Below are 11,643 nucleotides of genomic sequence, written 5' to 3'. Positions count from 1 at the left end.
TAGGGAGAGGGCCTGACCCCATATCGTTGGGGCCAGGCCCGATTTTGCCTCTTGACAATGTCCTGCTCATATTAAAAAGGTACAGGTTTTTATAGAGGGGTATGGAGATGCACCTAATGGCAGTACATTTTGCGCAATCTGGGCAAACGCTGATTAATTGCTAGTATAATGTCATCTGTTGAAAGATACAAAAACCTGTACTTTTGCGACTGCGCCTAGCTGCGAGCGAGAAGCCTGTTCTAAACGCCCCTGCATTTGCGTGCATCGCAAAGCTAAAAGAGGGGGGCGAGAACATGGAACAGGCGGCACGGCGCCAAGAGCAGCTGCCAGGCGCATTTAACGGCGTCACCACCAACAGCCGGCATGGCCGCGTCCGCTGGTATCTGGTCCACACCCCCCAGGGAAAAGAGCGCGAGACCTGCGAAAAGGTCCGCCGCATTATCCCGCACGAGCTGATGCAGGACGCTTTTGTGATGCAAAAGGAGTTCTGGTTTAAGCGGGACGGCGCCTGGTCGCTTCAAACCAAACCCATGTACAAGGACTATTTCTTCGTCGCCACGCACGATGCTGCCGCGCTCGATAGGGCTTTGGCTCAGTTGAGCTTTGGCTGTCGCATCGCCGGCAGTAGGGAGCGGGCGTATATGCCCATGCCGGACGATGCGCAGGACTGGTACCGCAGCGTGCTGGATGACGACGGCGTGGTGCGCAACAGCGTAGCGCGCATAGAAGACGGCGTACTGCACATAGAACAGGGTCCCTTGGTGGGGCAAGAGGCCCGTGTAAAGAAGATTGACCGTCATAAGCGTTGGTGCCTGTTAGACGTAGGCGAGGGTGATTCCGCATTTAGGGAACTGCTTCCGCTGGACGTGCCCAGCAAAACGTAAGGGGACGTTTCGCCGGCAATTCATCCGCTTTTTGAATTCATCGATTTGGGGATTCCTGGGGAACGGGGACGTAGGTTTGACTGTGACTGCTAAAGAAGTAACAGAGAGCAATGCGCCCGTGGGGGCGGCGCTGATTGCTCAGGCGATGGACCGGCGTGAGGGCGTCGGCCGCTACAAGGCCATGCAATCCATCATGGACTGAGATCGCTCGCGCCTTGTCTATAGGGCTGTGAAGCGCACGTTCGACATCGTGTTCAGCGGTGCCGCGCTCGTCCTCATCGCGATCCCCGGCCTCGTACTCGCCGCTGCCATCCGCCTGGAGAGCGAGGGGAGCCCCTTCTATAGCCAGATCCGCGTGGGCCGCACCCGTTCCGACGGTAGTTTAACCACTTTTCGCATGTGGAAGTTCCGCAGCATGTACAGAGATGCCGACGAGCGCCTCGCTGAGCTCAAGGAGCAGAACGAGATCGCAGGCGCCATGTTCAAGATGAAGAACGATCCGCGCGTTACCAAGATCGGGAAGTTCATCCGCAAACACTCTATCGACGAGTTCCCGCAGTTCCTCAACGTGTTCCTGGGCCAGATGTCCGTCGTCGGCCCGCGCCCACCGTTGCCGAATGAGGTGGCCGAGTACACAGAATTCGACCTGCAGCGCCTGGCAGTGAAGCCAGGTATTACCGGCTGGTGGCAGGTGACTGACCGCAACGATACCGACTTCGACGGCATGGTCCGCCGCGACCTGGAGTACATCGCCAAACGCGGCGTGGTCACCGATTTAAAGATTGTTCTCCTCACAGTCGTTGAGGTCTTTACCGGTGGCGGTGCTTGCTAGATGACTGAACCGATTAGGGTAGCCCAGATTGTTGGCAAGATGGTTGGCGGCGGCGTCGAGGCCGTTGTCATGAACTATTATCGCCATATTGACCGAAGTAAAGTCCAGTTCGATTTTCTTGTCGATTCAGATTCGACGCTCGTGCCACGTGAAGAGATCGAATCGCTTGGTGGTCGAATCTTTGAGATTCCGCCCTACCAGCATGCGATTGAATATCAGCGAGAGCTTCAAAGCCTCTTTACGCAAGAGGGCTGGAAGATAGTGCACAGCCATATCAACGCGCTTTCCGTCTTTCCGCTTCGCGCCGCGAAGAAGGCAGGGGTACCCGTGCGTATCGCCCACAGCCACTCGACGAGCGGCAAAGGCGAGTTTGCAAAAAATGCCCTTAAAGGCTTTTTGAAACTGTTTTCGACAAGGTATCCAACTGATTTGGCGGCCTGTACTGAGTATGCCGGTAAATGGCTGTTCGGCTCATCCCATTTTACCGTCTTTAATAATGCTATCGATTTGAGCAGTTTTTCTTTCAATCGATCGATTAGGGATGAGCAACGTGCTGGGCTTGGAGCGCAGGACGATACGCTGGTATTGGGGAATATCGGTAGGTTCATCCCCCAGAAGAATCAGCTGTTTTTGCTTGATGTTTTCAAGGCGGTTTATGCTCAGAATCCTGATTCCATCCTTGTTATCTGCGGCGATGGGAAGTTGAGACCGCAGGCGGAGGAAAAGGCGCGCTCGCTGGGAATTGCGTCAGCGGTGCGTTTTCTCGGTCAGATTTCCAATGTACAGGACGTCTATCAGGCGCTTGATTTATTCGTTCTCCCTAGTCTGTACGAGGGCCTCGGAATGGTCGCGATTGAGGCCCAGGTCTCCGGTCTCCCGTGCATCTGCTCTGAGAGGGTCCCCAACGAGGTCGCGCTATCCGGTCGGTGCAGCTTCGTTCCGTTGAGTGCGGGCATTGAGGGCTGGTCCAATGCGATCCTTACCACACGCACAGATGTCGTTAATCGTTCCGATCCCCAAGCATCTCTGGGGCTTGAATCTTATGACATCTTTAGGGCAGCGCCCAAGCTCGAAGAGTACTATCTGAAGTTATTTGAAACGGTGAATTAATGAAAATTTGTATTTTAACGTGGCTCCATAATCAAAATTTCGGTACGTTGCTTCAGGCTTATGCCCTACAGCAGTTTTTGAAGGCAGAAGGGCATGACGTTGTCGACGCCGACTATCTTCCCTGCGTTAAAGAAAAGCTACTGAACTGGGCAATCAACCGGAACCCCTTCGATTTATTTGCTGGCAAAGCACGCGAGCTATTCAATCGCAAGAAGGAACATGATGACTTCGGTTCCTCGACGGCTGACGTATTCAATCGCTTTTTGAGCCAGAACATCGAGACCACTGATCGGATTGTCGATACAGACGGACTGGTCGATTTACGGGGAAAATACGATGCATACGTCTGCGGATCTGATCAAATCTGGTCCCCTTATCTTTTGAATAGGAATTTCTATCTCTCCTTTCTAAGCGACAGCGATAAGAGAATCGCGTATGCACCCAGCTTCGGTGTCACGAGCACCACGCAGAGGAAGAAAAAGATCATTACCGATCTGATTAAAACGTTCAGCTCTGTGTCTGTTCGTGAAGATGCGGGCGCGGATTTTGTCGAATCCCTCGGTCTCGAGCGCCCTTCACAGGTTGTGGACCCTGTCCTGCTCCTGTCGAAAGAGGACTGGGCCCCGCTCATCAACGGTAAATGTCCTGAGCCCGGGAAAATCGTCTGCTATTTCCTTGGGAATAGGCCGTTTTACAGGAAAGCTGTCGATTCGATTTCAAAAGAGCTCGGCTGCGAGGTCGTGACGCTTGTCGGTTCAGGTAAAAATGCTGTCGACGAGCAGCTCAATCCGCGTTACGGGCTTGGTCCCGATGAATGGCTCGCTTATCTGGCGAGCGCGCGGTTCGTGTTAACCGATTCGCTGCACGGTACGCTGTTTTCTCAAATTTTCCGCAAAGACTATTACTGCTTCAAGAGATTTGAGGAGACCGACAAGCGCTCTCAAAACTCTCGAGTCGAGAGCCTCTCGAGGCTTTCGAATACCGAGGATCGTCTGCTAGATGGCTATGACAGTCACATGAACGCTACGGAAATCGAGGGCTATGAGAAGCGACTGTCCGACGTGGAGTCGCTCATCACGTTTTCGAAAAAATGGCTCTTGGATGCTCTTGAGCAATAGGGGGAAAGTTAGCTTGAGCAAGAACATCGACACAGTTTCTCACCGGGCCTGCTTTGGTTGCGGAGCTTGCGCGGCCAAATGCCCTTTTTCCGCTATTACTATGCGTACCTCGCCCGACGGTTTCGAATATCCCGTGGTGGACGCAGCGAGATGCACCTCCTGCGGTCTTTGCCTGCGTACCTGTCCGGCGGAAAACCAAGTCGACGCGGACTCGGAGGCCATTCGCGCCGCTGTCTTGCAGAGCGATGACCCGGACGAGCTCGCGCAAAGTTCGTCCGGCGGCGTCTTCTCCCTTCTTGCGAAACGTATACTATCGGACGGCGGGCGCGTTTACGGCGCCGCCTGGGATGGCGTCGATCACGTCAGGCATATCGGTATATCCGAGCTTGCCGAAATCGCGCTCCTGCAAAAGTCCAAATATGTCCAGAGCGATGCTAGCGAATCGTATCCCGAAGTGCTCAGCGATCTCAAATCCGGCAAGCGAGTCCTCTTCAGCGGTACTCCTTGTCAGGTTTCCGCGCTGCGTCTCTATTTGGGTAAACCGATGGATGGGCTGACAACCGTCAGCGTTGTTTGCCACGGTGTACCAAGCTCTTCCATGTTTCGTTCCTATGTTGGCTGGCTCGAGCTTCGGGAGAAGTCCGATGTCACCGCACTGACTTTTAGAGATAAATCGAAATTCGGATGGGGCCATAACATAAAAATCGAGTTATCCGACGGCAGGATTATAAAGAGGCCCGCTGCATTCGATTCCTTTTATGGTTCCTACATCAAAGGCCTGATCAGCAGATCGTCTTGCTACGGCTGTCCTTTCAGAGGGTGCGACAGTCCTGCCGACATCATCCTCGGTGATTCCTGGCGTTCTGAGTCTGTCCAAGACTGCGGACATCCCGAGAAGGGTGTTTCGGCCGTTATCGTGAAGACCGAGCGCGGGGCAAAATTGATCGATGAAATAGGCGATTACGTCGCCTACTCTAACAACGGCCTTGCTCCGGATGATGTGCTGCTGCATGAAGATCCTAATAAGCGCTCTGATCTTGTGGAGAGGCGCGATGCCGTTATCGAGCAGTTCGAGGCTACAGGATTACAAGTCTTTGATTCCGTCCTGGCGCCGAATGCGACTCTTTTCGACCGTCTGAAAATGCTGCTCCCCCCGTCGATGCGCCTGCGTGTAAAGCGGTTTGTCCGATCTATTAAACCTAGGACCGTGCATGAGTAACTTCACCACAGTGATAACGATTTGCGACCGTCCCCATATCGGGGGCGGAGCTTCAAAAATCGCAATCGAAACAGCAGCTGCTCTGGCGAGGATAGGTGTCAACAGCTATTTCTTTTCAGCGTTGGGTGACCCCGATCCCTCCTTAATCGAATCGGGCGTTGTTTGTTTCAATTGCGGGCAGAACGACGTCCTGAACGGGGGCGTCTCCGGCGCTGCTCAGGGTATCTGGAACAGGCGCTCGGAAACGGCGCTGGATGATCTACTGAAGCAGCTCGATCCGAAGACGACGGTCGTCCACGTTCACTCTTGGACGCACTCCCTTTCTCCCTCGATATTCACGGCCATAGGGCGACGGGGGTTCAAGTGCCTGATCACAGCCCATGAGTACTTCCTCGTTTGTTCCAACGGTGGACTCTACGATTATGTTAATCATTGCAACTGCGGAATTGCCCCCGGTTCTCCGAAGTGCCTGCTGCACAACTGTGACAAGCGCTCATATATCCAAAAACTGTATCGATCCGTTCGCTTTTCCGTGCAGGGATATGTTTTGAGAGCGCTGCGCCCGGCTGTCGCCTTCGTTTCAGATTCCAGTCGTCGGTTGATTGAGCCCTATCTAACATGGGATGCCGAGCGATTCGACTGTTTAAATTACGTCGATGCGGACAAATTCCAGCATGGGTTTGATGCAGATTGCGAGGCTTACCTATTCGTTGGTCGCCTGAGCCCTGAAAAGGGCTGCGATTTATTTTGCGAAGCCGCCAGTAGGGCCGGTGTGGACGCTATCGTCATCGGTGACGGTACCGAATTGAAGAGGCTGTCGGACAGTTATCCGGATATCAAATTCATGGGCGCGCTGCCCCATGACAAGGTGCTTTCCGTCATGACGCGGTCACGTGCAATCGTTATGCCCTCGGTTTGTCGAGAGACGTTCGGGCTTGTCGCCTATGAGGCCATGATCGCTGCCGGTCTGCCGTGCATCGTCTCTGATGTCGGCGACGCTGCCTCCTTTGTGAGGTCGAAAGGTCTCGGCGAGGTCTTCAGCGCGGGCAATGCCGAGTCGCTATCCGCCGCAATGGTCAATATGCTCGATCCCGATGTTTACTCGCGTTACAGGGGGGCGGTTGAGAAGGCGGACTTCAGCTGCCTCGAAAAGACCGCGTATGTAGAACGTCTTATCGGTATTTACGATCAGCTAATGGCTAAGCTTTAATTGGATGAAGGTTTTTAATGGTTACGGTTGTGATGTCAGTTTACAACGGCACGCGATATCTTACTGAGCAGCTAGATAGCTTAAGACTTCAGACAGTGTCTCCGGACCGAGTGCTGATTGCGGATGATTGCTCGACAGACGGGTCGTTCGATCTCATTGTCAAATATATCGAGGAACACGGACTCGGTAATTGGACCATCAACAAGAATCGCTCTAATTTCGGCTGGCGCAAGAGCTTTAAGCGGCTTCTCGACCTTGCATCTATAGACGATGGAATCGTCTTCCCGTGCGACCAGGATGATATCTGGGAACCCGATAAAATCGCTGTGATGTCCTCAATCCTCGAGAAGGACCCCTCTATCGACGTTCTCAGCTGCGCCGTCGAGCCGTTTTATGAGAGCGGCGGTAAAAAAGTAACAGTCTATGGTGCTGCCGATGATTCCAAACCTCTGGACGATTTGGAGGCCCCGGTTTTCGATAGCAAGTTTATGTCGGTACGGCGCCCTGGATGTTCGTATGCCGTAAAATCGAGTTTTATAAGGGAAATCATGCCATATTGGCAGGATGATTTTGCTCATGACGGTATGTTATGGCGCTTCTCATTACTGAAGGGGACCCTCAGACTTCTAAATCAGCCCTTGATTCGGTTCCGTAGGCATGACTCTAATGCAACTGAGATGCGACATATTGACAGGAAATCTCGTGTTGCTGAGATAGGGATGTGCTTGAGATTTTCTAAGGTTTTAGAAGAATACTGCAGTAGTAATCCTGGCGATTATCGTATATCTTCTGCGCATATAGAGCATTACGGTTCTGTTTTAAATGCCCGTTTGCACTTGCTCGTAGGTGGCCTAAAAATAAGTGATTTAGGCACCATTCTAAAATACCGTAAGTATGAACTGTCAAATCGTTCCCTGCTTGGTGACTTTAAGGCCTTAATCAGTTCCTGTGACAGTAAGTAGGTGTTTAGAATGCTTGAGCTATTTACTAATGAATTCACTATTTTGATTTTCGCCGCAATCTTAAGTGTCATTTCTCCCGTTAAAGGACTATTTTTTTCTGTTCTAGGATTGCTCGTTTTCAAAGAAGTTCTTTCTGGGCGTCTCTACAAAGTGTTTTTAAATAACGCCATTCCCATTGTCGTTATGGGCGCGATAGTTTTCTTTTCTGCTATTGCGTTTACGTCCCGAAGCATTAACGAATCCCTTCTTACGGTCTGCTCGTATTTCTTTTGCATTCTTCTTGGTTATATTTACGGTAAAGCTAAGAATGATGACTGGGTTGAGTCTGCATTGCTTATGCTTCGCAACGTTATGGTGTTCGCCTGCCTATTTAGCTTTGTCCTTGAAATTGTTTTAGGTCAACGACTAGTTACAAATGGTTCCTTTTCTTTTCTGCAAACTGTAACGATTGATAATCCATCCTTGTATCGACTGCGTAGTTTTTTCGGTCATGCAATCGTATTTGGCCAAATGATAGTTATTGCTGTGGTAATTAACTATAAATTGGAGACGGGCAGGATGAAACGTCTCTTATGCTCTGTAGTTCTTTTGGTCGCTCTGCTTCTGACAAAGAGTCGTAGCGCGTGGATTATTCTCATTGCTTTAGCATCGGTGTACCTGGTCTTTCGCCTAAAGAACCCCGAGTATTCTAAATGGAATTTAATTGCCCTTTTAATTCCAGCTGTATTGCTACTCGTTTTTATTCTCTACAAGTTTGGACTGTTTAACTTTGTGGCTTCTCGATTTGGTGAGCTTGAAACTGATGTTTCATATAGCCAGCGTTCCGGAGCCATTGCCTATATTATTCATAGCTTTTTAAGCAGGCCGCTGTTTTGGCTTACTGGAAATGGTTTTGGCAGTAGTCGCGTGACTATGCTGGGCACGACGGTTGAAATTAGCGGTTTTTCAACGGTGGATAATGGTTTCCTTGCAATGCTGTATGAATATGGTTTTCTTGGAATTTGTAGCTTTGTATTCTTGATAATTTCCGCTGGCATCGGTTCGTTCAGGTCGGGTTGCGAACTCGATCAAGTACTATTTACCGTCTCCTGTATATGCTGTGCGGAGCTCATATTTTATTGTGAGCTTGGTTGGTGGGTGCCAACGGTTATCTTGTTTGCTTCCTGTGGACTCGTTCTGGGTAGAACGAGTGCTCGGTATTCAGATTTGTGCGAGTCAGGCCCATCCTTGATTTCTGAATAAATCAAGGATGTTAGTTTAAACAAACGAGGTTGAATGAATTATTCGTCTATTGCACGCAACACTATGATTGCGTTTGCTGCACAGTTTATTTCTCTATCGGTCAGTGTTGTCATGTCGCTGCTCGTGCCGAAAATCGTTGGTGTTGCTGATTATGGATACTGGCAGCTGTTCATGTTTTATACGACCTATTCCGGCTTTTTTCACCTTGGCCTGAATGATGGTGTCTACTTGATTAACGGGGGTCTCTCTCGTGATGAAATCGATAAGAGCTCAATAAAATCCCAGTATATCTTCGGTGCTTGTTTCCAGGCAGTGATTTGCCTCGGCATCACTTTTGTTTCGCTGCCTCTTGTCGATGACGCAAATCGAGTATTTGTTATCGCGTCTTTTGCGCTTTACACCGTCGTCTATAACCTGACAAGTTATTTGGGCTTTGTCTTTCAGGCTATGAACGAAACTAAGCTATTTTCGTTTTCTACAATGCTAGACAGGCTGGTGTTTCTGGCTCCGCTCCTTGTTTTAATTGGATTTAAGGTTTCGGACTACCATCCCTATGTCTACGCGTATCTCGTTTCGAAGATTATTGCGCTCATATATTGCTCTTGGATGGGCAGGGATATCCTATGTGCTAAATCAGTGTCTTTTGGCAACTCGCTTAAGGACGGTATCCGCAGTATCATCGTCGGCGTAAAGCTGATGATTGCGAACATCGCCGACACACTGATCCTCGGGGTATCTAGGTTTCTTATCGATCATTTTTGGGGTATCGTCGCCTTTGCAAAAATTTCGTTCTCCCTCTCTCTTGTCAATTTCTTTATCACTTTTGTCTCGCAGGCGAGCATGGTCTTATTTCCTGCTCTTAGGACAGGTTCTGATGAGGAGAGAGTTCGTTTTTACATTGGCATAAGAAATGCCATCGAACTCATTTTTCCTGCAATCTTTTTGTTCTATTTCCCTATGGTTTGGTTTTTGGGGGCGTGGCTTCCTCAATATGCCGAGAGTCTTAGATATTTTGCGCTCTTACTTCCGATATGCGTCTTCAATACGAAGATGAGCCTTTGCTGTACTACCTATTTCAAGGTTCTTCGTAAAGAACAGCTGCTCCTGAAGTTGAATATCGTTGCCGTTATTTGCAGCACCGTCTTTTCGGTATTCGGTGTTCTCGCTCTCGATTCACTCGATGCTGTCCTGTGTGGCGCTGTAATCTGCATTATCGGAAGGTCACTGTGGTCCGAACTATATTTAAATGAAAGGTTAAGTGCTCCGGGTTCGTCCAGGCCGTTTCAGGAGATTTTGCTTACAGTTGCCTTCGTCTTATTTACCGAGCTCATGCCCGGTGGAGTGGCGGCACTCCTGTATTCGATAGTTTATATTGGCTATCTTTTACTTAATCATTCTGAATTGAAAAACGTTGCCTCGCGTTTGAGCAGGCTTAAGCATTAGTAAATGTCATTCATCTAGATTGGATTAGGATATGAAAGGCATCATCCTCGCCGGCGGGTCCGGCACGCGCCTGTACCCGCTCACGCTCGTGACCTCCAAGCAGCTGCTGCCGGTCTACGACAAGCCCATGATCTACTACCCGCTGTCCACCCTCATGCTGGCGGGCATCCGTGACATCCTGGTCATCTCCACGCCGACGGACCTGCCCAACTTCGAGCGCCTGCTCGGGGACGGCTCGCGCTACGGCGTGAGCCTCTCCTACGCCGAGCAGCCGAGCCCCGACGGCCTGGCGCAGGCCTTCACCATCGGCGAGGAGTTCATTAACGGCGAGCCGTGCGCCCTGGTGCTCGGCGACAACATCTTCTACGGCAACGGCCTCAGCCGCCACCTGAAGAAGGCCGTCGAGAACGCGCAGTCGGGCCGCGCCACGGTCTTCGGCTACCACGTGGACGACCCCGAGCGCTTCGGCGTCGTCGAGTTCGACGGCGAGGGGAGGGCCGTCTCCATCGAGGAGAAGCCCGCCGAGCCCAAGAGCTCCTACGCCGTCACCGGCCTGTACTTCTACCCGGGCGACGTGGCCGCCAAGGCCCACGAGGTCAAGCCGTCCGCGCGCGGCGAGCTGGAGATCACCACGCTCAACCAGATGTACCTGGAGGAGGGGACGCTGTCCGTCGTCACCCTGGGCCGCGGCTACGCGTGGCTGGACACCGGCACCATGGAGTCACTCCACGAGGCCGCGGAGTTCGTCCGCGCCGTGGAGCACTCCCAGGACCTTCCCGTGTCCGTGCCCGAGGAGATCGCCTGGGAGAACGGCTGGATCACGACCGAGGAGCTGGAGGAGGCGGCCAAGGCCTACGGCAAGTCGGTCTACGGCCAGCACCTGAAGAAGGTCGCCGCCGGCGAGATCGTCAACAGCCCGCGCGAGTACTAGGAGGAACCCCTCATGTCTGAGATTTTTGAACCTAAGAACATCATCGTCACGGGCGGCTGCGGCTTCATCGGCAGCAACTTCGTGCACTACGTGGTGAAGAACCACCCCGAGGTACACGTTACCGTCCTGGACAAGCTGACCTACGCCGGCAATCCCGAGAACATCGCCGGGCTGCCCTCCGACCGCGTGGAGCTCGTCGTGGGCGACATCTGCGACGCGGAGCTGCTGGACCGCATCGTCCCAGGCCACGACGCGATCGTGCACTACGCCGCGGAGTCCCACAACGACAACTCCATCGCGGACCCCGAGCCCTTCCTGCGCACGAACGCGGAGGGCACCTTCCGCCTGCTGGAGGCCGTGAGGAAATACGGTATCCGCTACCACCACGTCTCCACCGACGAGGTCTACGGCGACCTGGCGCTCGACGACCCCGCCAAGTTCACCGAGGAGACGCCGTATAAGCCCTCTTCGCCGTACAGCTCCACCAAGGCGTCTTCCGACATGCTCGTGCGCGCCTGGACCCGCACCTACGGCCTGCGCACCACGATCTCCAACTGCTCCAACAACTACGGCCCCTACCAGCACGTGGAGAAGTTCATCCCCAGGCAGATCACGAACATCATCGACGGCGTGCGCCCCAAGCTCTACGGCCGCGGCGAGAACGTCCGCGACTGGATCCACACCGAGGACCA

The 11,643-nt window shown here is 52.3% G+C and carries 11 protein-coding genes; all 11 read left to right on the top strand.

Annotation, left to right across the window (positions count from 1 at the left end; genetic code table 11):
- The first annotated feature begins 293 nt into the window (after positions 1-293).
- The gene (locus tag ABHR75_RS08965; protein ID WP_346964149.1) at positions 294-884 is read left to right on the top strand and encodes a hypothetical protein; all 591 of its coding nucleotides are present in this window, start codon (positions 294-296) and stop codon (positions 882-884) included.
- Between the two features lie 229 nt (positions 885-1,113).
- Positions 1,114-1,716 (top strand): sugar transferase, encoded by a 603-nt coding sequence (locus tag ABHR75_RS08960; protein WP_346964148.1) that lies wholly within the window; start codon positions 1,114-1,116, stop codon positions 1,714-1,716.
- Complete coding sequence (locus tag ABHR75_RS08955) at positions 1,717-2,826, top strand: glycosyltransferase family 1 protein (RefSeq protein ID WP_070100768.1); 1,110 nt, start codon at positions 1,717-1,719, stop codon at positions 2,824-2,826.
- Positions 2,826-3,944, top strand: a complete 1,119-nt coding sequence (locus ABHR75_RS08950) for a polysaccharide pyruvyl transferase family protein (protein ID WP_346964147.1) — start codon at positions 2,826-2,828, stop codon at positions 3,942-3,944. Before ABHR75_RS08955 ends, ABHR75_RS08950 begins: the two co-directional genes overlap by 1 nt.
- Before the next feature lie 13 nt (positions 3,945-3,957).
- On the top strand, positions 3,958-5,163 hold the full coding sequence (locus tag ABHR75_RS08945) for a Coenzyme F420 hydrogenase/dehydrogenase, beta subunit C-terminal domain (protein WP_346964146.1): 1,206 nt from the start codon (positions 3,958-3,960) through the stop codon (positions 5,161-5,163).
- Entirely contained in the window at positions 5,156-6,373 is a 1,218-nt protein-coding gene (locus ABHR75_RS08940; protein ID WP_346964145.1) for a glycosyltransferase family 4 protein, read from the top strand. The genes ABHR75_RS08945 and ABHR75_RS08940 overlap by 8 nt, the downstream gene beginning before the upstream one ends.
- Positions 6,374-6,390: 17 nt before the next feature.
- A complete protein-coding gene (locus ABHR75_RS08935; RefSeq protein ID WP_346964144.1) occupies positions 6,391-7,335 on the top strand; it encodes a glycosyltransferase in 945 nt (314 codons plus the stop codon).
- Between the two features lie 9 nt (positions 7,336-7,344).
- On the top strand, positions 7,345-8,577 hold the full coding sequence (locus ABHR75_RS08930; protein ID WP_055287508.1) for an O-antigen ligase family protein: 1,233 nt from the start codon (positions 7,345-7,347) through the stop codon (positions 8,575-8,577).
- Positions 8,578-8,610: 33 nt separating this feature from the next.
- Complete coding sequence (locus tag ABHR75_RS08925; RefSeq protein WP_217751012.1) at positions 8,611-10,020, top strand: MATE family efflux transporter; 1,410 nt, start codon at positions 8,611-8,613, stop codon at positions 10,018-10,020.
- A gap of 31 nt (positions 10,021-10,051) precedes the next feature.
- Positions 10,052-10,951: a glucose-1-phosphate thymidylyltransferase RfbA gene (gene rfbA, locus ABHR75_RS08920; RefSeq protein ID WP_346964143.1), complete on the top strand. Its 900-nt coding sequence runs from the start codon at positions 10,052-10,054 to the stop codon at positions 10,949-10,951.
- 12 nt (positions 10,952-10,963) lie between these two features.
- Positions 10,964-11,643: dTDP-glucose 4,6-dehydratase (locus ABHR75_RS08915; RefSeq protein ID WP_346964142.1), on the top strand; the 680-nt coding region annotated here is incomplete at its 3' end.

It is taken from the genome of Collinsella aerofaciens (assembly GCF_039752955.1).
In the GTDB taxonomy this organism is placed as follows: Bacteria; Actinomycetota; Coriobacteriia; order Coriobacteriales; family Coriobacteriaceae; genus Collinsella; species Collinsella aerofaciens_BI.
Note: the sequence above shows the minus strand (reverse complement) of the source record. Positions and strands in the feature narration are given on the sequence as shown.